Genomic DNA, 23,717 nt, shown 5'->3' with positions numbered 1-23,717 from the left:
TTCCTTTTTAAATTTTAAACGCTAAACAAAATAACAATGCACAATATCGTTCAATATCAAGAGTTCCTTTCTGCTTATTTGCAATCTCAATATGAAACCAAAGAACCTAAGAATTTATATGAGCCTATCCATTATATTTTAGATCTTGGAGGCAAAAGAATGCGTCCGGTGCTTACATTAATGAGTGCGGAGGTTTTTGATGCGGATTACAGAAAAGCGTTGCCAGCGGCTTTGGCGGTTGAAGTTTTTCATAATTTTTCTTTGGTACATGACGATATTATGGACGATGCGCCATTGCGCAGAGGTCATAAAACCGTTCATGAAAAATGGAATTTAAACACCGGCATTTTATCAGGTGATGCCATGCTGATTTTAGCGTATCAATATTTTGAGCAGTATGAGCCTTTAATTTTTAGGGATTTAGCAAAGTTATTTAGCAAAACTGCTCTTGAAGTTTGCGAAGGACAACAATGGGACGTCGATTTTGAAGAAAGAAGTGATGTTACCATTCCGGAATACCTGAAAATGATTCAATATAAAACAGCCGTTTTGGTTGCAGCAGCAATGAAAATGGGAGCTATTATAGCTGAAACTTCGGTAGAAAACGCTAATTTAATCTATGATTTCGGACTTAATTTAGGTTTGGCTTTCCAGTTGCAGGATGATTTTCTGGACGCTTTTGGTAATCCGGAAACCTTTGGAAAACAAGTTGGTGGTGATATTATTGAAAATAAGAAAACCTATTTGTACCTAAAAGCCGTTGCATTTTCAAATGAAGAAGAAGCGAAAGAATTGAAAAGTTTATTTTCGATTCAGCCAGAAGATAATACTGACAAGATTGAGCGTGTAAAAGCGCTATTTAATAGTTCCGGCGCTTCTGAAGCCACTCAAAATGCAATACAGGACTTTACTTTTAAGGCTTTCCAAACCTTGGATAAAATGAATATCAGCCTCGATAAAAAAGAAATGCTGAAGGCTTTTGGTGAAAATTTAATGGGAAGAAAAGTTTAGATTTTTGATTGCAGATTAACGATTTTTGATCGCAGAAGTTTTACTTCGGGTAAATAATGGTTTATTTCAAAAATCAGTATAATTCAAAAAAATCAAACATTTAGAGCAGTTTCTGAAAATCATAAATCTAAATTCGCTAATCAACAATTTGAAATCAAATGTTTATAGTTCCAAAAAATACCGATTTACTGCTTACGGAAGCAGAAGGTGAAAACTTATATTTGAAATTAATCGAACAAATGAATAAGGATTTCAATTTGGCTAACGAAGCAGTTGATTTTCCTTTAAGTATTTCTCCAAAAGAATTGAAGCTGCAATTGCATGAAAAAATCTATCTCCTCATCCAGCATAAGTTTGCTGAATATCTCAATTTACTTTACATAATTGATGTTTCAGAAGACGAAATAAAAAAACTCGATGGTTCTGATTTAGTAATTCTCGCGGAACAAGTCGCTTTTCTGATTTTAAAAAGAGAATGGCAAAAAGTTTGGTTCAGGAATAAGTATTAGTTATTGCAAGTCTTTTTTTAAGATTATTTTATTCCATAATTCAGTTCCGTTGGTATCGAATATGGTGAGTTTCATTTGGCGGTTTTCTTTTGAACCCAAAAATGAAATAGTCCCAAAATTATGTTGCGTAATCAAGCTGCCTTTTGTTCTGTAAATATTGTTTTCCTTCCACACATTTTCAGATGCTACACCAGAAGTTAACGGGGAAACAGTCCAGTCAAATAAAGAATAGGTATTCTCGCGGGGAACTTCGGAAAATTCAGTAAAATGCCTGTCACCGCTTATAAATAACACTCCCTTTATTTTATTGTCCAGAATTTCTTTTAGCAATTTTTCTTTCTCTTTAGGGTAGTTGCTGTAATTTTCTTTTCCTGCTACTGAGTTTAATACTTGTCCGCCAATTACAATGATTTTAAAATTCGCTTTAGAAAAACTTAACGCGTTAATAAGCCATTCTAATTGAGTGTTTCCTAAAATCGTTCTTTCGCCGGTAATTCTGTTGTTTGGAGTTTTGAAAAACCGATCATCTAATAAAAAAAACTGTGCATCGCCCCAGCTGAAGGTTGAATAAACGCCTTCGTTCTGCTCTGGATTCATGCCGTAGCTTTTGTTTGCCCAGAAATCTTTAAATGCTTTTTGAGTCAGAAATTTATTGTAAAAACTCCCGTCGCTATCATCCGGACCAAAATCATGGTCATCCCAAATCGCAAAATTCTGCGTTTTTGCAATCAAAGGCTGTATTTCTTTTATCGACCTTGAATGAGTATAGCGATGATAAATTCCAGTTTTACTATCCCAGTCAGCTTCTCTCAGATAGATATTGTCGCCGCTCCAAATCATAATTTCTGGATTTTTGTTGGCGATACTTTCAAAAATCCCATATTCGCTTCCATACCCTTTTCCCGGTCTATCCAGTGGAGTTTCGTTAAAATAGGAACAACTTCCAATTGCCACTGTGAAATCAGGAGCATCTTCGCGCCATTCCCAAAGTTTTTTTGATGAAAAAGAAGTCTCATAAGGCAAGATGATTTTTTTGTCATTTATCAAAACATCATACTTATATTTTTTTCCGGGACTTAATTGATCTAAAATAATATGATGCGTGAAGCCAACCTCTTTTGAAGACGAATAGACATCCGAATAGAATATTTTAGTAGGATTGTCAACAGCAAAATAAGCTATTTTCACCGAGGCTTTTTTGTTGGTTTGTAGCCAAATCACTGCTTCAGTCATTTCGCAATAACCCACCATCGGCCCGGATTGTAAAATACTGTTTTGTGCAAAACTGTAACTGATAAATAAAATACAGAATAATTGAAAAGTTTTTCTCATCGTAAATAATTAAAAATACACTCTGATAAATGGCATAAAGGCGCTGCCGTAAATATTGTTCTTGTCACTCAAAACATTATAACGGGCGCCAATCGTAGCATTGCCGGACCGGTAACCAGCACCCAGAAATAATCCGGTATTCCAGTAATCCTGCGAATTGCTGTTAGATCCATCTAAATTTACATTGACTCTCAATTGTTCTAATTCGGCCGAAAGTTGTATTTGATTTATCGGGTTAAACAATCCTATGACACTACCGCCATACAAATGCGAGGCATAAAAGTCTTTTTGCTTTAAATATTTATATTGAGCACCAACTCCCAGAGCGACATATTGGTTGAAATTATAAATAGCACTTGGCGCCAACGAAATATCGGTGTAGCCCGAACCAAATCCTAAACCAATTCCACCTCCGAATTGTACATTTTTCCAGAATTGATTTTCCGTTTCTGGCGGAATATCATTTTGTTGGGCAAAAAGGCAAGTTGAAAAAAATAATGCTAATAGCACCGAAAAGGTTTTGGATTTATTTAAAAAGTCATTCTTTGTCATGAGTTTTCAGTTTTTTAACAATATTCAATGTAAAAGTATCTTAAAATAAATTATAAATTTATTGTATTATCGTACTTTTGCCAAACTATTTTAACAAAAAAGGTATATTCACTAAATATTATGGATAGGTTTTCATTTTTAAACGCAGCACACACAGAATTTTTTGCACAATTATACGATCAATATTTAGAGAATCCAGATAGCGTTGAGCCTAGTTGGAGAAGTTTTTTTCAAGGTTTCGACTTTGGAATGACGACTTACAATGAGGAGAACAAAGTGGGGCAAATTGCTGATTTTGCAGTTAATAATGCCGATTACAGCTTAGTTTCTGACAAACTGCAAAAGGAATTCAACGTATTGAAATTAATAGATGGGTATCGTTCTCGCGGTCATTTGTTTACTAAAACGAATCCGGTTCGAGAAAGACGTATTTCATCACCAACGCTGGAAATCACAAATTTCGGACTTTCGTCCGCAGATTTGAACACTGTTTTTGATGCGGCAAAAGTTATTCATATACAGCCTTGCACGCTTCAGGAAATCATTACACATCTTGATACCATATATTGCCAGCACATTGGGGTCGAATATATGTACATACGTAAACCAGAAGTGGTAGAGTGGATTCAGAAAAAATTGGGTTATAATGACAACCAGCCTAAATTTTCTTTGGACGAAAAGAAATCAATTCTGAATAAATTAAACCAAGCTGTTTCTTTCGAAAACTTTTTGCATACTAAATATGTAGGTCAAAAACGTTTTTCTCTTGAAGGAGGAGAATCAATCATACCGGCTTTGGATGCTTTAATTGAAAAAGCAGCTGAAAAAGGAGTTGAACAATTTGTAATGGGAATGGCACACCGTGGCCGTTTGAATGTTTTGGCAAATATTTTTGGCAAATCAACCCAAGACATATTTGGAGAGTTTGACGGTAAAGATTACGACCAGGAATATTTTGACGGAGACGTAAAATACCACTTGGGACTCACCGCTGATAAAGTTACCAGTACAGGTAAAAAAATCAATATTAATTTAGCGCCAAATCCTTCGCACCTGGAAACTGTAGGTGCAGTAATCGAAGGAATTACAAGGGCGAAACAAGATAAATATTTCCCTAACGATTTCTCAAAAGTATTGCCAATCGCCGTTCACGGAGATGCCGCAATTGCCGGTCAGGGAATTTTGTATGAAATTGTACAAATGGCACAACTTGACGGTTATAAAACCGGAGGTACCATTCATATTGTTATCAATAACCAAGTAGGTTTTACCACCAATTACCTTGATGCCCGTTCTTCTACCTATTGTACAGATGTTGCTAAAGTTACACTTTCGCCGGTGTTACACGTAAATGCGGATGATGCGGAAGCTGTAGTTCACGCGATGTCCTTTGCATTGGATTATAGAATGCAATTTGGTAGCGATGTGTTCATAGATTTATTAGGATATAGGAAATATGGCCATAACGAAGGCGATGAGCCTCGTTTTACGCAGCCTGTTTTATATAAAATTATTGCCAAGCACAAAAATCCGAGAGACATTTACATGGAAAAATTACTTGCTGACGGAGTAATTGATTCCACTTTTGTAAAAGGATTGGAACAAGAATACAAATCAGATTTAGAAATAAATCTGGAAGAGTCCCGTAAAAAAGATTTGACCATTATTACACCGTTTATGAAAAATGAATGGAAGGGATTTGATCAAGTTTCAGATGTTGAAATGCTCAAAAAAGTAGACACAACTTTCCCTGCAGCAGGACTGACCGAATTGGCAAATGTAATATGTAACCTGCCTTCGGATAAAAAGTTTATTAATAAAATACAAAAGCTGATTAACGACCGAAAAACAATGTTTTTCGAAACCAACAAGCTGGATTGGGCCATGGCGGAACATTTGGCTTATGGTTCCCTTTTAAAAGAAGGCTACGATGTTCGTATTTCCGGGCAAGACGTGGAGCGCGGGACATTCTCTCACCGTCACGCCGTTGTAAAAGTGGAAGATTCAGAAGAAGAGGTGAACCTGCTAAGTAATTTAGAAGGGGCAACCGGAAAATTTAATATTTTCAATTCCTTGTTATCGGAATATGCAGTTTTGGGTTTTGATTACGGTTATGCCTTAGCAAATCCAAATGCACTAACAATTTGGGAAGCACAGTTTGGAGATTTCAGCAATGGAGCCCAAATTGTGATTGATCAATATATTTCCTGTGGTGAAGACAAATGGAACAACCAGAACGGAATTGTTTTATTACTGCCTCACGGTTATGAAGGACAAGGAGCAGAGCATTCTTCGGCCAGAATGGAGCGTTATTTACAACTTTGCGCCAGACATAATATGTATGTCGCTGATTGTACAACCCCAGCTAACTTTTTTCACTTGTTGAGAAGACAAATGAAAACAACGTTCCGTAAACCGCTTATTGTGTTTACACCAAAGAGTTTGTTGCGTGACCCAAGAGTAGTTTCTACAGTTGAGGAATTTGCAACAGGAAGTTTTCAGGAAACATTCGATGATGAAACAGTGAATAAAGACGAGGTGAAAACACTAGTTTTCTGTACCGGGAAATTCTACTATGACATTACTGCCGAAAGAGAGACTCTTGGTAGAAATGACGTTGCGGTAGTTAGAATCGAACAATTATTTCCATTGCCGGTGGAACAATTAAAAGAAATTATTGCTAAATATCCAAACGCTGATGATTATGTTTGGGCACAGGAAGAACCAAAAAACATGGGAGCATACAGCTTTATGTTGATGAATTTCAATTTAGTAAAATGGAGACTAGCTTCATTAAAAGCATACGCGGCTCCGGCAGCAGGAAGCTACACAAGAGCAAAACGCCGTCAGGCTGATGCTTTACGAATGGTTTTTGATAAAAATTTATACAGATCATAAGGAGCTATTTCCTGCTGTACGCTATATCTTTTCCTAGCTAAAGAAGCTAGAAAAAGGATGTCGCTACCATCAGGGCTAAAAAATAGTACAAATAATAAACATAGGTTGTTCGAGAACAATTTAAAACTTAAAATTCATAATTTAAAATAATAGAACATGATTTTAGAAATGAAAGTCCCATCACCAGGGGAATCTATAAAGGAAGTTGAAATTGCAACGTGGCTGGTAAAAGACGGAGATTATGTAGAAAAAGACCAAGCAATTGCTGAAGTTGATTCTGATAAGGCAACCTTAGAATTGCCAGCAGAAGCAAGCGGAATCATTACTTTAAAAGCAGAAGAAGGTGATGCAGTTGCGGTAGGAGCAGTAGTTTGCCACATTGATACGGACGGAGCAAAACCAGCAGGTGATGCACCAGTTGCTGAAGCTGCAAAAACAGTTGAAGCACCAAAAGCTGAAGTTAAAGCAGAAGAACCAAAAGCGGCTCCCATAGCGGCAGCTCCAGCAGCGACTTACGCTTCAGGAACTCCATCTCCGGCAGCAAGAAAAATATTAGACGAGAAAAATATAGCGCCAGCTTCCATAGCAGGAACTGGAAAAGACGGCAGAATCACTAAAGATGATGCTGTAAATGCAGTGCCTTCAATGGGAACTCCTACAGGTAGTTCTCGTGGATCGGAGCGTACTAAATTATCGATGTTACGTCGTAAAGTGGCTGAAAGATTAGTTGCCGCTAAAAACGAAACAGCCATGTTGACTACTTTTAACGAGGTAAACATGACGCCAATCAACACCTTGCGTAATGAATACAAAGATGCGTTCAAAGCAAAACATGGCGGAATTGGTTTAGGATACATGTCTTTCTTTACTAAAGCAGTAACCAGAGCATTAAAATTATTCCCTGATGTGAACTCAATGATGGATGGTGATCATAAGATTGCTTTTGATTTTTGTGATATTTCAATTGCAGTTTCAGGGCCAAAAGGATTAATGGTTCCTGTAGTTCGTAATGCGGAAAACTTGACTTTCCGTGGTGTAGAATCGGATATTAAGAGATTAGCAATTAAAGCTCGCGACGGACAAATCACAGTTGATGATATGACTGGTGGAACATTCACAATCACTAACGGTGGTGTATTTGGAAGTATGTTAAGTACACCAATTATCAACCCTCCACAATCTGGAATTCTTGGAATGCACAACATTATCGAGCGTCCAATTGCCGTAAATGGAAAAGTGGAAATACATCCTATGATGTATGTTGCTCTTTCTTATGACCATAGAATTATTGACGGACGTGAGTCAGTAGGGTTCTTGGTTGCTGTAAAAGAAGCTTTAGAAAACCCATTAGAATTATTGATGGATAACAATCCTAAAAAAGCATTAGAGTTGTAATATTGATTTTTATCAAATTTACAGAAACATATTGCAATCCCGCCTTGTTTGATAACAAGGCGGGATTTTTTTTAACTAAATTTAAACTTAGGAATATGTATTTATTATTCCTTTTTTTTATGATTATGGTTTTTTATTGGTAAATAATTTGCGTGTAGTTTATGATTATAAGAATTTAAATGATAATTTACCATTACATTACCTCAACATGTATGAATTAATTAGTGTTAAAGCTCTTGTTAAATTGCTTCGTCAAGTTGGTTAAGTACCAGCAATAGTAGCATTTAAGAATGTTTGCAATTAAACAATTTCTTTCTAATCCTGTATAGTTTTTAGATACTTGTGATTCTAAGCCGCAACGTAATACATTCATAAATTTGAGAACAACTAAATAACTCAAAATTATGAAGAACTTTACTTTAATCACTTTCCTGTTGGTGTTTTCAATTGGATTCGCACAAAATGCACCAATAACCTTTGAGATCGGAGGATTCGGATCGACTTGGCCATTTGCCTCTTTTGAAAATGGAACCGGAGCAGGTTATTCCAAAGTCTCCAATCCGTTTCCGGGTGGGATTAACAGTTCAGCCACAGTAGGAAAGTTTGTTGCTGGAACAACCGCATCAGGAGCTGCTCCTTATGCCGGATTTGAAACGGCTCATGCTTCAGGCGCAAACGGCATTGGAACTTTTACTTTGAGTTCTTCTAATTGCATCGTCAAAATAATGGTGTACAAGACCGTCATAAGCGATGTGGCAATCAAATTTGCAATAGCTGATGGTGGCGCTCAGCCTGAAATTAAAGTGCCTAACACCAAAATCAACGAATGGGAAGAATTGACTTTTGACTTTTCAGGGAAAATAGGATTATATGAAACAATTAATATTGATCAAATTATATTCTTTTTAGATTTTAATGCCAGAACGGTTGAAACAACCAGTTATTTCGATAACGTTAGCTTTTCGGCAAAACCAACAGCGACTGCCCCAACCGTTGCCGCGCCAACTCCAACGAAAGCCTCAGCAGATGTTATTTCGTTATTTAGCAATGCCTACACAAATGTACCAGTGGATAGTTGGAGAGCAGATTGGGGACAATCAGGGAACGTTTTGTCTGATATTCAGATTGCGGGGAATGACACAAAAAAATATACGGACTTAAGTTATTTTGGAGTTATTACCGAAGCGACTAAAATTAATGCTTCGACAATGCTTAATTTTCATATTGATGTGTGGACACCTGATGTGACAACATTTAAAATTAAAATAGTTGATTTTGGAGCTGATGGTGCGTATCAAGGCGGAGATGATAAAGAATTTGAAATCACTCGTACCTTAACTTTAAGCGGTTGGAACAGCTTAGAAATTCCGCTGTCAGAATTTACAGGTTTGACTACGAAAGCGAACATTGCACAATTCGTTTTTTCGGGAACGGCAGGGACAATATATATAGATAATGTTTATTTTAACAAGGTCGCAATCGTAGCTCCGCCAGCTGCCGCTCCTTATGCTCCCGTTACTTTTGAAACTGGCGAGTATGGATCTACTTGGACATTGACCTCTTTTGACAATCCTTCAGGAGCTTCAACGGCATCACTGCTTGCTCCAAATCCTAATAAAGCAGGAATTAATACATCAAATACAGCTGTTAAATTTACGGCTTTAACTACAGGCGCATGGTACACTGGTTTTGAAACCGCTCATGCTTCTGGGACGAATGGTATTGGGACTTTTACATTGAATGAGACCAACAGTACTGTAAAAATGATGGTATATAAGGATGTAATCAGTAAAGTTGGAATTAAGTTTGCACGTCCTGATGGAGGATCAACAGGCGAAATCACTGTTACTAATACTAAAATTAACGAATGGGAAGAATTGACATTCAACTTTGCCGGAAAAATTGGGGAGGGAGTTTCAACAGGAATTGACCAAATAATTATATTCCCGGATTTTATTGCTGAAGGTACAACAAGAGCAGCTGACCACGTATGTTATATTGATAATATCAAATTTTCTGCAAAAATAAACGCTCCAGTTCCTGCAGCTGCACCAACCGTAGCTGCACCAACTCCTCCCGTTAGAGTAGCAACAGATGTAAAATCTGTCTTCAGCGATGCTTACGCTGTTTACAAAGCCGGAGATTGGTGTAAATGTTGGGGTCAGTCAACAGATGTTACTGACGAACTTATTGCAAACAACAATACAAGAAAATTAAGTAATTTCAATTATCAGGGTATTACTTTGCCTGGTGCAGAGGTTTTTGATCTTTCTGATATGACAACGATGCACGTAGATTTATGGTCGTCAACTGCAACTTCTGTTAAAATTAATCTTATAAATCAAGGTCCTGTAGAAGCCGGTGTTACATTAACAATCGTCCCGGGATGGAATAGTTTTGATATGACTTTAAACGCAGCGAATTTTCCAGGAATAAATTTCAGCACTGTTTTTCAAATGAGTTTGTCTTCGGTTCCCGCCGGTACAACGGTTTATCTGGATAATTTTTATTTTTATAAATCAACTGTGGTTACTCCAACGGGACCAACTGTTGCAGCGCCAACGCCTACAACTGCTGCAGCTGATGTCATTTCGATGTTCAGTAATGCGTACACTAATGTTCCTGTTACCACTTGGAGAACAGATTGGTCGTCAGGCAGTACTTTAACAGACATGCAAATTGCCGGAAATGACACAAAAAAATATACCAATTTGAATTATTTTGGAGTGGATGTTACTGGTACAATAAACGCGACGCCAATGCTATATTTTCATATTGATGTATGGACGCCGGATTTAACAGCTTTCAGAGTTAAGTTAGTTGATTTTGGTGCAAACGGTGTTTATCAAGGAGGTGATGATGTGGAGTTTGAAGTGACGCGTACACCAACATTATCAGGATGGAACAGTTACCATATACCTTTGTCTGAGTTTACAGGTTTAACAACTAAAGGACATATTGCCCAATTAGTATTATCCGGAGCGCCGGCAGGAACCGTTTACATTGACAATGTTTATTTTAGCAGGGTAGCAGGTAATTTAAACGTTGGTGATTTTGAGACTTCAAATGTTGTCATGTACCCAAATCCGGTTACCAATTATTTAACAATTGAAGCAAACAGTATGATCGAAAAAGTAGTAATATATAATATTTTAGGTCAGGAAGTTATGGTAAAAAGTCCGCAAAGTAATTCAACGATCATACAGACGAATGAGCTACAAAAAGGAGTATATATCATCAAAACAAGTATAGATGGAAAAGCGTCTGTCGCTAAAATTATTAAAGAGTAAAGTTTTTTATATTTGAGTAGTAAGAGAAAGCATCGGAGATCCCGATGCTTTTTTTTATATTGAGTCTATTTGAGTAAATAGAGATAATGATTATAATAGTCTACAATCGCTCTACCTTTCATCAAAACATCGGCACCAATGATGCCGTGCACAGGTTTTGCTTTATGTTGTTTTAAAGCTTCATTGACATGAGACAAATCGAAAATTACAATATTAAAAGAAATGTCTTTCCACGATCCTAATTGCAGTTGATTTCTTGTAGCTAATTGTGTAAACATTCCCGTTGCTCCTGCACCGGAAGCTTTAGTCTTTGATTTTTTAGCTTCCAGTAGAAACAAATCAACACTTTCAAATCCGATACAACTGTTTGAAGCACCAGTATCTAGGATGAAGTTTCCCACAACACCATTTATTTTAGCCTTTATCAAAAGATGCTGTGTTTTGGTAATTTTGAATTTTACTTTTTTGTAATTTTCTTTTTTTAGGATATCGTGCAGGTTTTTCATAAATCAAAAATGAATCCCAAAAGTACTCTAAAAATCCAAGAATCTTAAAAATCTAATAATTCTAAATAGTAACTTTACAGCTTTGAAACTTAAAATATGATAATTACAGATACGCATACGCATCTTTACAGCGAAGAATTCGATCAGGACCGCAACGAAATGATACAACGTGCTATCAATGTTGGAGTTTCACGTTTTTTTATTCCCGCGATTGATTCCACTTGTACGAAAGCAATGTATGAATTAGAGAAAAATTATCCGGAGCATGTTTTCTTGATGATGGGTTTACATCCCACCTATGTTAAGGAGAATTATCTGGAAGAATTGCAGCATGTGGAAAATGAATTGAAGAAAAGAAAATTCTACGCCATTGGGGAGATTGGTATCGATTTATATTGGGATAAAACCCATTTGCAAGAACAACAACTTGCTTTCAGAACTCAAATCCGATGGGCGAAAACCTATAAATTACCCATTGTGATTCATTGCCGGGAAGCTTTTGATGAAATATTCGAAATTTTGGAAGAAGAAAAATCAGCGGATCTGTTCGGGATTTTTCACTGTTTTACGGGAACACATGAACAAGCTATAAAGGCGATTTCCTATAATATGAAACTTGGAATTGGTGGCGTAGTAACATTTAAAAATGGAAAAATTGATCAGTTTTTGCATTTAATTGATTTACAAAATATCGTTTTAGAAACCGATTCCCCTTATCTGGCGCCGATTCCTTTTCGTGGAAAACGAAACGAAAGTAGTTATATCGTTAATGTCGTGGATAAGTTAGCGCAAATTTATGGCCTTCCGGCAAATGATATTGCGGCAATTACAACGGAGAATTCGAAAGCTATTTTTGGGATTTAAAGAGAGAATTCACATTAATTTAATATTTTTTTTGTTCATTTGCCCACACAAAAATTGAGAACCACAATGCAAAAATTTGACGCTATTCGGCCATTTTACGATTCCGAAGTAAACGAGGCTCTTCAAAATGTGATTCATCATCCGATGATGAAAGCATTAATGAATTTTACTTTCCCTAAAGTGGAGGACGAAGTGTGGAAAGAACAACTCAAGAAAACGCATTCTATTCGTGATTTTCAATGTAATTTTATCTACCATTCGGTCAAAAAAGTATTAGAAAAAAGCTCGGAAGGCATGACAACTTCCGGTTTTGAAAATTTAGAAAAAAACACGTCCTATTTGTTTATATCAAATCATCGGGATATTCTTTTAGATACAACCTTATTAAATACTGCGTTATTTGAACATGGTTTAGTAATGACCGCTTCGGCGATTGGAGATAATTTGGTCAAAAAAGCTTTTTTAAGTACGTTAGCCAAACTGAATCGTAATTTCCTGGTGCTTCGTGGTCTGACTCCAAGAGAAATGCTGCAAAGCTCAAAATTGTTATCGGAATATATCGGCAATCTATTGCTTCATGAAAATCGTTCGGTTTGGATTGCACAGCGAGAAGGAAGAACAAAAGACGGAAATGACGCCACAAATCCGGGAGTTTTGAAAATGCTTGGAATGGGTTCGGATGAGAAAAATTTGATGGATTATTTTAAAAAAATCAAAATAGTGCCAGTATCAATTTCCTATGAATACGATCCAACTGACGCTTTGAAAATGCCCCAATTGATGGCTGAGGCCAATAATGAAGTTTATATCAAGGAAAAAAATGAGGATTTCATGACGATCCTTAGTGGCGCCATGGGCCAAAAGAAAAGAATCCATATTCATATAGGTAAAGTTTTAGATACTGAAATTGATACGATTGTCGCTGAAAATGACAATACAAATAAGCAAATACAAGCTTTGGCTCAAGTCATTGATGATGCAATATTGAGCAATTATAAATTATGGTCTACGAACTTTATCGCTTACGATATTGTACATAAATCAAATGCCTATTCGCATTTATATACTGAAAATGAAAAGTTACTTTTTGAGCGCAGATTAGAAATGCGAATTGATCATGACAATCCGGTTGCCTTAGACGGTTTTCTGGCCATGTATGCTAATCCTGTTGTGAATAAATTGAAATACCACAATGTTGTCTAAATCCAAAATACTTTTGATTTATACCGGTGGGACTATTGGTATGAAAAAAGATTTTGAGACCGGTGCTCTTAGAGCTTTCAACTTTAGTAAATTGCTGCAAAGAATACCGGAACTGAAGCAATTGGACTGCGATATAGAAACTATTTCTTTCGAAAAGCCCATTGATTCTTCCAATATGAATCCTGAAAAATGGGCGAAAATTGCGACAATCATTGAAGATAATTATGCGATATTTGACGGATTTGTAGTGCTTCATGGTTCCGATACGATGTCCTACTCGGCTTCGGCGCTGAGTTTTATGCTTGAAAATTTAGCAAAACCCGTTATTTTTACCGGATCCCAATTGCCTATTGGCGATTTACGTACAGATGCGAAGGAAAACTTAATTACTGCAATTCAAATTGCTTCCTTACGCGAGAAGGGGAAACCGGTCATTAGTGAAGTATGTCTTTATTTTGAATATAAACTGTACAGAGGAAATAGAACCACAAAAATTAATGCGGAACATTTCAACGCCTTTACCTCGCCGAATTATCCTGATTTAGTAGAATCCGGAGTACATCTAAAACTGAATTCTGAATTATTTTGGGCCTTATCCAGCAATTTGCAGTTTAAAGTTCACAAAAATCTAGATAACAATGTTGCAATTATAAAAATGTTTCCGGGAATTAATGAAGTCGTTTTGGCAGCCATTCTTTCAATTCCGAATTTAAAAGGAATTATTTTAGAAACTTATGGTGCCGGAAACGCACCTACAGAAGATTGGTTTATTAATCTTTTGAAAGAAGCCATCAATAAAGGATTACATATCATTAATGTGACGCAATGTTCAGCCGGTAGTGTAAATATGGGGCAATATGAAACGAGTACTGCTTTAAAAGAAATTGGAGTTATTTCCGGAAAAGATATCACCACCGAAGCTGCAATCACGAAATTAATGCATTTATTAGGTCAAGAAACATCTGGGAGCGAATTCAAAAATGCCTTCGAAACATCTTTACGGGGAGAAATGGCATAATAATCAGATTTTATTTTTCTAACTCATTTATTTTCGTGTTCTTTGCAATCTTATAAAATAGAGAGGTGGCCGAGTGGCTGAAGGCGCACGCTTGGAAAGCGTGTTTATGGCAACATAACGTGGGTTCGAATCCCATTCTCTCTGCACAATGATAATCCTGCTAAACAATTCTAGCAGGATTTTTTTATTCGACTAACCGCGCTTCAAAAAGAATTAATTGTCTTTTGTTACGGCGAAAAATCGATCTAAATGGTATATTTGTAAAACGATACTTAGAAACAATATCCAGAATGTCAGTTTATAATAATCAATAAACACTTTTAAAAACTAAAACAATATGCGAATAGTTCTAAGCGGTTTTCTTTTTCTTTCCTTTTTTAATGTTTTTGCGCAAGAAAATACCACCACTGAAGATACTCCAATTGCAAAAGTTGATTCCTTATATCGAGAGGATCAGTTTTATTTTGCGATAACGTATAACACGCTGGTCGATAAGCCAACAGGCTTGTCGCAAAACAAATTTTCTTCCGGTTTTTCAGCGGGTTTTTTGAGAGATATGCCCATTAATAAAAACAGAACGATTGCTATAGCTGCGGGATTTGGTGTTACTTATAATAATTACAATCAGAATCTGATTATTTCTCCAACTGATGCAGGGTCGGTTTATTCCTTTATCGATTCCGATACGGCGTATAATAAAAATAAATTCTCCTTACTTTCTGTTGATGTGCCTGTTGAATTTAGATGGAGATCATCTACTTATGAAAGCCATAAATTCTGGAGAATTTACACAGGAATAAAGTTTAGTTATTTGCTGTATGATAAATCTATTTTTGATGGAAGTACGGGTAAAGTGGCAGTTACCGGAAATAAAGATTTTAATAAATTTCAGTATGGCGCTTATATTTCGTCGGGCTATAATACGATTAATTTATATGCGTATTATGGGTTGAATACGTTGTTTGAGTCAGCGGAGATAAACGATGAATCCATTGATATGCGATCTTTGAATTTTGGAATTATATTCTACATTTTATAACCATAATACCAGCAAAAGCAACTGAGGTATTGCTCCCAGCATAAAACCTAAAATCAGTTCTTGATTGGTGTGTGCTTTCATTTCTAACCGGGATGAAGCCACAAAGCCATTTAGCAGAATCAGCGCTCCAATAGTAAAAACACTCTGAATTTGCAGATGCATACTTAACCCAATAACAAATACGGTCAAGGAGCTCATGCCTATCATGTGAAGGCTAGCTTTTATATTCCCGAACAATAACAGTAGTGCTGTCAGGCTACTTAAAAGTCCCCCGAGCAAGAAAAAATGTAATTCTGGATATCGGTCTATTGTGATACTTGTCCGCACTAAAAGTATGAGCAAAAAACAATGCAGTAATAATGGAATTTTGCGCTGTGATGCTTTGGATAGCATTACTGAATCTACATTTCCTGTTGCGCGCAAAAGCAGGAAAGCCAGGATAGGAATAACAAGTGTTACTATAACAACCTGAAAAAAAACAAATAACTTTTCTTGATTTACCAATTCCGGTACCTCGTAAAAAAGATAGAACAACGTGGCAACCGCCGGTATGAATATCGGATGGAAAATGTAAGAGAAAAAAGGGAGAATTTTTTTCAAGAGTTACTTTTTTTAAAAACAAATATAAGCAATCTGTCAAAAAAAGCGCATCATAATGCTTTTGTTTCTATATGTTTTATAAACGATATTACTCATAATTATAGAATAACCAGGTTCTCGTTTTGAAAAGAAGTGGTATTTTTGGAGAAGTTTTAGAGCAATAAAAACTGCAATAGATATATTTTCGAAAAAAGAAATTCACTTTCATCTCTTCTAATTCCATGAGTCAAAAAATTCTAGATAGTCTTCAAGAAATATCTGCAAAATGTATTGGTAACCGAGAAAATGTAACCTTAGACAGTGTTTCTATAGACAGTCGTTCGTTGCAGAATGGCCCTCACACGGTGTTTTTTGCATTGGTAGGCGCTCATATCGATGCTCACATTTATATCAATGATTTAATAGCGAGTGGTGTTCAAAATTTTGTTGTGACCCATATACCTGATGGTTGTAAGGATAAAGCTAATTTTTATGTTGTTGAAAATACACTTGTCGCTCTACAACAATTCGCTGCCAATTTCCGCAGTCTTTTTGATTTTCCTATTATTGGATTGACTGGAAGTAACGGTAAAACGATTGTCAAGGAATGGCTCAATTTTTTATTGAGTCCTGATTATAACGTTATTCGCAGTCCAAAGAGTTATAATTCACAAATTGGTGTTCCGCTTTCCGTGATTGCGATTAATGAAAAACACAATTTAGGAATTTTCGAAGCGGGTATTTCCACCAGTTCTGAAATGGATAAATTAGAGGAGATTATCAAGCCAACCATTGGAATCCTTACTAATATTGGAACCGCACATGATGAAGGGTTTGCAAGTGTGGAAGAAAAAATAACAGAAAAATTTAAACTTTTTGAGCGCGCTAAGGTTTTAATTTATCATAAAAATAAAAGTATTGATGCTCGTATCAATTCGGGAACCAAAGCTTTTTCGTGGAGTTTTAATGATAAAAGTGCATCGGTTTTTGTTTCTAAAAAAAATATAGAGGATAAGACCGTTTTGAATATTCAATTCGGACAGGAAAATTTTGAAATAAAAATTCCTTTTCAAGATGCGGCTTCTATTGAAAATGCAATTTCGTGTTTGATGGTTTTGTTGTATTTTAAATATGATGAAAAAACCATTCAAAATCGAATGGAATTGTTGTATCCGGTGGAAATGCGTTTAAAAGTCAAAAACGGAATCAACAACTGTAGTATCATAGATGACAGTTATAGTTCTGATTTTCAATCATTGAAAATAGCGTTGGATTTTCTCGAAAGTCAAAAACAGTACAAGAAGAAAACGGTCATTCTTTCGGATATTTTTCAAAGCGGTTTGCCTAATGAAGAATTATATACTAAAGTCTCCCAGTTGATTGTTTCGAATAAAATTGACCGCGTTATCGGGATTGGAGAGACTATTTCGGCATTCAAAAATAAATTTGATAATTGTATCGTTTTCAAAAACACGGCAGCATTTGTCGCTGATTTTGAAAATCTTGACTTTGGAAATGAAACCATTTTGATAAAAGGAGCCCGATCGTTCCAGTTTGAAGAAATTGTTTATTTATTAGAAGAGAAAACACATGAAACAGTGCTGGAAATAAATCTAAATGCAATCAGCTACAACTTAAATTTTTTTAAGGCAAAGTGTAAACCAAACGTAAAAATTATGGTGATGGTTAAAGCATTTGGTTATGGAAATGGTGGACTCGAGATAGCGAAATTACTAGAATATCATAAGATTGATTATTTAGGAGTGGCTTTTGCAGATGAAGGTATTTCATTGAAAAATGGAGGGATTCAGGTGCCAATAATGGTTCTTAATCCGGAAAACACGAGTTTTTCAGCTATTATCCAACATCAATTAGAACCGGAAATTTACTGCTTGAAAGGACTTTATGCTTTTTTGAAAATAGCGAAGCAGAAAAATTTAGAACACTTTCCGATTCATATTAAATTTGATACGGGTATGCATCGACTTGGTTTTGAGGAAAACACGATTGAAGAACTGATAGCTGCGTTGAAAGGAAATACAAATGTAAAAATAACGAGTATTTTGTCACACATGGCCACCAGTGATGATCTCGAACACATGGGTTTTGCCCATTCACAAATAGCATTATTCGAAAAATTATCGTCTAAATTAATGTTTGAATTACAAATAAAACCGTTGCGACACATTTTAAATACATCGGGAATCAGTAATTTTCCAGATTCACAGTATGATATGGTTCGTTTGGGGATTGGATTATACGGCGTTTCAAATGATGTCGAAGAACAAAAACAACTCAAAAATGTGGGTACGCTGAAATCGGTTATTTCGCAAATAAGAATGATCGCGGCAGGAGAAAGTGTGGGCTACGGACGCCGGTTTATAGCCGAAAAGCCAACCAAAATTGCTACTATTCCTATAGGATATGCTGATGGAATTTCCAGAGGTTGGGGAAATGGTTTAGGATTTGTGATGATAAAAAACTCCAAGGCCTATATAATTGGAAGTATTTGCATGGATATGCTGATGGTGGATGTCACGGGAATCGAATGTAAAGAGGGTGATTCAATACTTATTTTTGGAGAAAATCCAACGGTATATTTTATCGCCGAAAAACTAAATACAATCCCTTATGAAATTCTTACAAGTGTATCTCAACGGGTTAAACGTGTTTTTTATAGAGAATAGTTAAAAAAGCGATAATTTATTCATGGATTTGTTAAAATTTTAATTATGTTCGCAACTTAAACAAGTTTAACTTAAATAAATATATTATGGGGTTTTTAAGTGATTTTAAAGCTTCTTTAATGAAGGGCGACGTATTGTCGTTAGCTACTGCAGTAGTTATTGCTGGTGCATTTGGCAAAATTGTTGGATCTGCTGTGGATGATATCATTATGCCGATAGTTGGCTTGATAACTGGGGGTATCGATTTTACCCAAAAATTCATCACTTTGGATGGGAACAGTTATCCTGATTTGGCCGCAGCCAAAAAGGCTGGCGCTGCTGTAATTACCTATGGGAATTTACTACAAGCTATTATAAACTTCGTTATTATTGCGTTTTTTGTTTTTGTGATTTTAAGAGCCGCTGAAAAAGCCAAGAAAAAAGAAATTGTTGTAGTTGCGCCGGTTGGACCAACTCAAGAAGAATTATTGACTCAGATTCGAGATTTATTGAAAAAGTAATTTTTGCTACATTATATATTCTAATTTATCCTGAATACATTTCAGGACTAAACCGCTTCGTAATCGAGGCGGTTTTTCTTTAAAAGTTTATCTAGACACTAGCATTTTTTTTACCATTGAGAAATTAGGTTACATTAAGAAGCACTTTGAAACTTAATTTTCTTAAATTCTTAATGGTTCAAATATTATATAGAACATAATTTTATAAGCTTTGCCATTCAAAAAGAAACAATTACTTGAAACAATTTTACTTTGGATTTTCATATTTTTAGTCAAATGTTATAAATGTAACATTTTGTTATTTTTTGTGAAGCCACTTGTTTTGGTTTTAATATTAGTTACTTTTGTACTTCAAATTTAATATTCAGTAATAAAAATATAAGATGAGAATAGCAGTTGTAGGCGCTACCGGAATGGTTGGCGAAGTAATGTTGAAAGTTTTGGCAGAAAGAAATTTCCCTGTGACAGAATTAATCCCGGTTGCTTCTGAGCGATCAGTGGGTAAAGAAATTGAATACAATGGTAAAAAATATAAAGTAGTAGGCATCCAAACCGCAGTGGATATGAAAGCAGATATTGCTTTGTTCTCTGCAGGTGGCGATACTTCACTGGAGTGGGCTCCAAAATTTGCAGCAGCAGGAACAACCGTTATCGATAATTCATCGGCGTGGAGAATGGATCCAACCAAAAAATTGATCGTTCCGGAAATCAATGCGACTGAACTGACTGCAGCAGATAAAATCATTGCGAATCCTAACTGTTCCACAATACAAATGGTCTTGGTATTGGCTCCTTTACACAGAAAATATAACATCAAACGTGTAATTGTTTCTACCTACCAATCCATTACTGGAACGGGTGTAAAAGCAGTGCAACAGTTGGAAAATGAATACGCAGGTGTTCAAGGCGAAATGGCTTACAAATACCCAATTCACAGAAATGCGATTCCACAATGTGATTCTTTTGAAGAAAATGGATACACTAAGGAAGAGATGAAACTGGTTCGTGAAACTAAAAAAATCTTAAGCGATAATACAATTGCCGTTACAGCAACTGCGGTTCGTGTGCCAATTGTTGGCGGACACAGTGAAGCGGTAAACGTGGAGTTCTCGAATGATTTTGACGTAAACGAAGTAAGAAACATTTTGCATCATACCGATGGCGTAGTAGTTCAGGATAATAACGATACTTATACGTATCCAATGCCAATGTATGCACAAGGAAAAGATGACGTTTTTGTAGGTAGAATTCGTCGTGACGAAAGCCAGGAAAACACTTTGAATATGTGGATTGTTGCGGACAACTTGAGAAAAGGAGCAGCAACAAATACAATCCAAATTGCTGAATATTTGATTGCGGCGAAATTGGTTTAAGTTTTTATGTAAAAAAAGCTTGCTTTCCCTCTCCAGAAGAATGAAAATTTGATTTTTGGTTTAATTTTTGAAATCCATTTGTTTTGACGAAATGTATATTTTGTTAAAACAAATGGATTTATATTTCAGTATTGTTATATTTGCCAAAGATGAAAAAGAATTTTTCTATATTTAGTTTCTTATTAACGATGACAGTATTGCTTTCGATGCTGTTCCAATCCGTTCATAAATACGAACATATAGCACAGCAACTTTCCAACATACAATGTGTTCATAAGAAAAGTGCCACTGCTGAAATAACACACGAACATCATAATTTAGATTTTTGTGATGTGTGCGATTATAAATTAAGCGGTTTTATATTTCCTGTTTTTCTTCATTTTAAAATAAATTCAGCAGAATTATACTTAAATAACGCTGATTTTAAGTCCAAAGAAATCACACAATTCTTTAAAGGAAGCCTTTTTGCGCTTCGAGCTCCTCCATTAGTTTAAATTATATTTCACATTAATACATTATTTTCAATTTTGGAAATGATTCACATGTTTATATATTTTGAACAAGGAAAATGCAAACAAAAATCTATATTGTTTTCTGCTTCTGTTTGTTTTGCAGCCTTAGTTTTGCGCAAAACACCGTTAGTGGGAAAATCACTACCCAAGGAGGAATGCCTCTTTCCGGGAGTCACATTCACATTGGAACAAAAACCGTTTCTTCGGATGTTTCCGGTAACTACAGCATAAAAAAACTGCCTGCAGGAAATATCAAAGTATTCGTTTCGTATGTTGGTTATAAATCTGTTGATACGCTGGTAAATTTATCGGGCGACCAAGTTTTGAACTTTACTTTAAAAGAAAATACGGACCAACTTCGTGAAGTAATCATAAGGCAAAAAGCCAATACGCTGAACAAATCCCTATTGGAACAAAAGATCAAAACGGAAACTATCGAAAAATTCAGCAACCAGACACTTGGAGATATCCTTAAAGAGGTAGCGGGAGTTTCCAGCTTGAAAACGGGAAGTTCTGTGGTGAAGCCGGTTATTAATGGTTTGTTTGGAAGTCGGGTTCCAGTTATCAATAACAATGTGCGATTAGAAGATCAAGAATGGGGAACGGAACATGCACCCAATTTTGATGTAAACGCTGCGGGGAAAATAACGGTGATTAAAGGCGCTTCCGGGTTGCAGTATGGTGGTGATGCGGTAGGAGGTTTAGTGGTTATAGAACCGGTTTCAGTAAAAAGAGACACGCTGTTTGGTAAAACCATTCTGAATTTGGCGTCCAATGGCAGAGGGGGTTCCGTTAGTACAAGTTTGCACAAAGGAAACGACAAAGGATGGAGTTGGAATGCTTTGGGAACGTTCAAGTATTCAGGCGACAAAGAAGCACCGGATTATGTATTGTCCAATTCAGGAAATCGGGAAGCTAATTTTTCCGGAGATGTAAAATTCACTGGAAAAAAATATGATATTTCCGGTTATTACAGTTTTTACAATACTACGATTGGTATTTTGAGTGCTTCTCATACCGGGAATGTAAACGATTTGTACAATTCCATTACCAATAAAATTCCCTCGGTTGTAAATGATTTCACGTACACGATAAAAAATCCAAAGCAGAAGGTGCAACATCATCTGGCTAAGTTGAACTACAACTATTATTTCGATGAAACGGCTTCCCTGGCTGTGCAGTATTCTTTTCAGTTCAATGAAAGATTAGAGTTTGATGTACGAAGAGGAGGTTTTAGTAACGTAGCGGCTTTAGACTTGGAATTAACGACTAATGCCATCAATGTAGATTACAAGAAAGCACTTCATGACTGGACTTTAAAAACGGGATTCAACACCTCCTTCCAGAATAATTTTGCTAATCCAGCCACGGGAATAGATCCGCTTATTCCTAATTTTGAACGAATCGAATTTGGAACTTATGGAATAGCCAGTTATGATGTATCGGATAGCTTTTCTGTGGATGCAGGAATGCGTTATGATTTTTCTCAAGTGGATGCGGCTAAGTTTTATTATAAATCCAGATGGGACGAAAGAGGCTATGCAACTGAATTCGCTGATTTTATAGTGGGTGAAAATGGTCTTAAATGGTTAGTAAAGCCTAGTTTTACGTTTCATAATATTTCAGCCAGTGCAGGGTTTCACAAGGAATTTGATGCAGACTTGAATTGGTATTCTAATATTAGCCTTGCGACAAGAAACCCAAATCCATCCGAGTTTTTTAGTGACGGTTTGCATCATTCCACCGGGATTATCGAGTTAGGCGATTTAGCTTTAGACAAAGAACAAGCAATCAAACTATCGACAACATTGCAGAAAAAATGGACCGCTTTCTCTGTTGAGGTGAATCCATTTATCAATAGCGTCCGCAATTTTATGTTCTTGCGTCCTATTGATTTTGAAACAACTACTCGTGGTGCTTTCCCCGTTTGGGAATACCAACAAACTAATGCAAGATTGACGGGAGTTGATGTGCAAACCCATTGGAAAATAAGCAAACAATGGCAACATGATTTCGCTTTAGGCTATGTCAACGGGAAAGACCTCACTAACAAGGAATCGTTAATAGATATTCCGCCATTGAATTTCAGTAATAAAATACAGTTTTCAAAGAACGAATGGAATGATTTGAAACTCGAATTGAAGAGCGAAGTGGTACTGCGTCAAAATCAGTTTCCTGACAATAATTTCATTACAAACATTATCGTGAATAACGAGTTAGTACCCGTTCTGGTAGATATCAGTACACCGCCACCGGCCTATCAATTGTTGCATTTTTATTCGGAAATGAAATTCAAGACTTTCGGTAAAACCAATGCAACGATCGCATTTTCTGTTCAAAATATTTTAAACACTACTTACAGGGACTATCTGAACAGGCAACGTTTTTTTGCCGATGAAATGGGTAGAAACTTTCAAATTCAATTAAAATTCAATTATTAAAAAGTAAA

At 36.1% G+C, this 23,717-nt stretch carries 18 protein-coding genes and 1 tRNA gene; 15 read left to right on the top strand and 4 right to left on the bottom strand.

Annotated elements, in window-relative coordinates; genetic code table 11:
• Positions 1-36 precede the first annotated feature (36 nt).
• Both E0F89_RS09575 and E0F89_RS09570 read left to right on the top strand, forming a co-directional pair.
• On the top strand, positions 37-1,011 hold the full coding sequence (locus E0F89_RS09575; protein ID WP_131909574.1) for a polyprenyl synthetase family protein: 975 nt from the start codon (positions 37-39) through the stop codon (positions 1,009-1,011).
• Between the two features lie 158 nt (positions 1,012-1,169).
• Positions 1,170-1,520 carry a hypothetical protein gene (locus tag E0F89_RS09570; protein ID WP_131909573.1) on the top strand — a complete coding sequence of 117 codons (351 nt, stop codon included), beginning with the start codon at positions 1,170-1,172 and terminating at the stop codon, positions 1,518-1,520.
• On the opposite strand, the gene E0F89_RS09565 is transcribed toward E0F89_RS09570, so the two are convergent.
• Positions 1,521-2,852, bottom strand: coding sequence for an alkaline phosphatase D family protein (locus E0F89_RS09565; RefSeq protein ID WP_131909572.1), 1,332 nt, complete (start codon positions 2,850-2,852; stop codon positions 1,521-1,523).
• A 9-nt stretch (positions 2,853-2,861) separates the two neighbouring features.
• Positions 2,862-3,404, bottom strand: coding sequence for a hypothetical protein (locus tag E0F89_RS09560; RefSeq protein ID WP_131909571.1), 543 nt, complete (start codon positions 3,402-3,404; stop codon positions 2,862-2,864).
• A 120-nt stretch (positions 3,405-3,524) separates the two neighbouring features.
• Here E0F89_RS09560 and E0F89_RS09555 point away from each other — a divergent pair, with 120 nt between their 5' ends.
• From E0F89_RS09555 to E0F89_RS09545, 3 genes are all read left to right on the top strand, one after another.
• On the top strand, positions 3,525-6,302 hold the full coding sequence (locus E0F89_RS09555) for a 2-oxoglutarate dehydrogenase E1 component (protein ID WP_131909570.1): 2,778 nt from the start codon (positions 3,525-3,527) through the stop codon (positions 6,300-6,302).
• Positions 6,303-6,458: 156 nt separating this feature from the next.
• Complete coding sequence (odhB, locus tag E0F89_RS09550) at positions 6,459-7,697, top strand: 2-oxoglutarate dehydrogenase complex dihydrolipoyllysine-residue succinyltransferase (protein ID WP_131909569.1); 1,239 nt, start codon at positions 6,459-6,461, stop codon at positions 7,695-7,697.
• A 404-nt stretch (positions 7,698-8,101) separates the two neighbouring features.
• The gene (locus E0F89_RS09545) at positions 8,102-10,987 is read left to right on the top strand and encodes a T9SS type A sorting domain-containing protein (RefSeq protein WP_131909568.1); all 2,886 of its coding nucleotides are present in this window, start codon (positions 8,102-8,104) and stop codon (positions 10,985-10,987) included.
• A 65-nt stretch (positions 10,988-11,052) separates the two neighbouring features.
• Here E0F89_RS09545 and E0F89_RS09540 read toward each other — a convergent pair whose 3' ends face one another.
• Positions 11,053-11,493, bottom strand: a complete 441-nt coding sequence (locus E0F89_RS09540; protein ID WP_131909567.1) for a retropepsin-like aspartic protease — start codon at positions 11,491-11,493, stop codon at positions 11,053-11,055.
• A gap of 96 nt (positions 11,494-11,589) precedes the next feature.
• On the opposite strand from E0F89_RS09540, the gene E0F89_RS09535 reads away from it, so the two are divergent.
• The 5 genes from E0F89_RS09535 (at position 11,590) to E0F89_RS09515 (ending at position 15,617) form a co-directional block, all read left to right on the top strand.
• Positions 11,590-12,357, top strand: a complete 768-nt coding sequence (locus E0F89_RS09535) for a TatD family hydrolase (protein WP_131909566.1) — start codon at positions 11,590-11,592, stop codon at positions 12,355-12,357.
• A 66-nt stretch (positions 12,358-12,423) separates the two neighbouring features.
• Positions 12,424-13,560, top strand: coding sequence for a 1-acyl-sn-glycerol-3-phosphate acyltransferase (locus E0F89_RS09530; RefSeq protein WP_131909565.1), 1,137 nt, complete (start codon positions 12,424-12,426; stop codon positions 13,558-13,560).
• Positions 13,550-14,578, top strand: a complete 1,029-nt coding sequence (locus E0F89_RS09525; RefSeq protein ID WP_131909564.1) for an asparaginase — start codon at positions 13,550-13,552, stop codon at positions 14,576-14,578. The genes E0F89_RS09530 and E0F89_RS09525 overlap by 11 nt, the downstream gene beginning before the upstream one ends.
• A gap of 59 nt (positions 14,579-14,637) precedes the next feature.
• Positions 14,638-14,722 (top strand) — tRNA-Ser (locus tag E0F89_RS09520).
• 193 nt (positions 14,723-14,915) lie between these two features.
• Entirely contained in the window at positions 14,916-15,617 is a 702-nt protein-coding gene (locus E0F89_RS09515) for a porin family protein (protein WP_131909563.1), read from the top strand.
• Here E0F89_RS09515 and E0F89_RS09510 read toward each other — a convergent pair.
• On the bottom strand, positions 15,612-16,217 hold the full coding sequence (locus E0F89_RS09510) for a hypothetical protein (RefSeq protein ID WP_131909562.1): 606 nt from the start codon (positions 16,215-16,217) through the stop codon (positions 15,612-15,614). The two genes, E0F89_RS09515 and E0F89_RS09510, sit on opposite strands and share 6 nt — an antisense overlap.
• Positions 16,218-16,438: 221 nt before the next feature.
• Here E0F89_RS09510 and E0F89_RS09505 point away from each other — a divergent pair, with 221 nt between their 5' ends.
• The 5 genes from E0F89_RS09505 to E0F89_RS09485 all read left to right on the top strand — a co-directional run bounded on the left by E0F89_RS09505 (position 16,439) and on the right by E0F89_RS09485 (position 23,709).
• Positions 16,439-18,883 (top strand): bifunctional UDP-N-acetylmuramoyl-tripeptide:D-alanyl-D-alanine ligase/alanine racemase, encoded by a 2,445-nt coding sequence (locus E0F89_RS09505; RefSeq protein ID WP_131909561.1) that lies wholly within the window; start codon positions 16,439-16,441, stop codon positions 18,881-18,883.
• Positions 18,884-18,969: 86 nt separating this feature from the next.
• Positions 18,970-19,383 carry a large conductance mechanosensitive channel protein MscL gene (gene mscL / locus E0F89_RS09500; RefSeq protein WP_131909560.1) on the top strand — a complete coding sequence of 138 codons (414 nt, stop codon included), beginning with the start codon at positions 18,970-18,972 and terminating at the stop codon, positions 19,381-19,383.
• Between the two features lie 383 nt (positions 19,384-19,766).
• Positions 19,767-20,756: an aspartate-semialdehyde dehydrogenase gene (locus tag E0F89_RS09495; RefSeq protein WP_131909559.1), complete on the top strand. Its 990-nt coding sequence runs from the start codon at positions 19,767-19,769 to the stop codon at positions 20,754-20,756.
• Positions 20,757-20,905: 149 nt separating this feature from the next.
• Positions 20,906-21,250 carry a hypothetical protein gene (locus E0F89_RS09490; RefSeq protein WP_131909558.1) on the top strand — a complete coding sequence of 115 codons (345 nt, stop codon included), beginning with the start codon at positions 20,906-20,908 and terminating at the stop codon, positions 21,248-21,250.
• 74 nt (positions 21,251-21,324) lie between these two features.
• Positions 21,325-23,709 (top strand): TonB-dependent receptor, encoded by a 2,385-nt coding sequence (locus tag E0F89_RS09485; RefSeq protein ID WP_131909557.1) that lies wholly within the window; start codon positions 21,325-21,327, stop codon positions 23,707-23,709.
• Positions 23,710-23,717 lie beyond the last annotated feature (8 nt).

This window comes from Flavobacterium caseinilyticum, from assembly GCF_004349085.1.
Lineage (GTDB): Bacteria > Bacteroidota > Bacteroidia > Flavobacteriales > Flavobacteriaceae > Flavobacterium > Flavobacterium caseinilyticum.
This window is presented reverse-complemented; position numbering and strand designations above follow the sequence as displayed.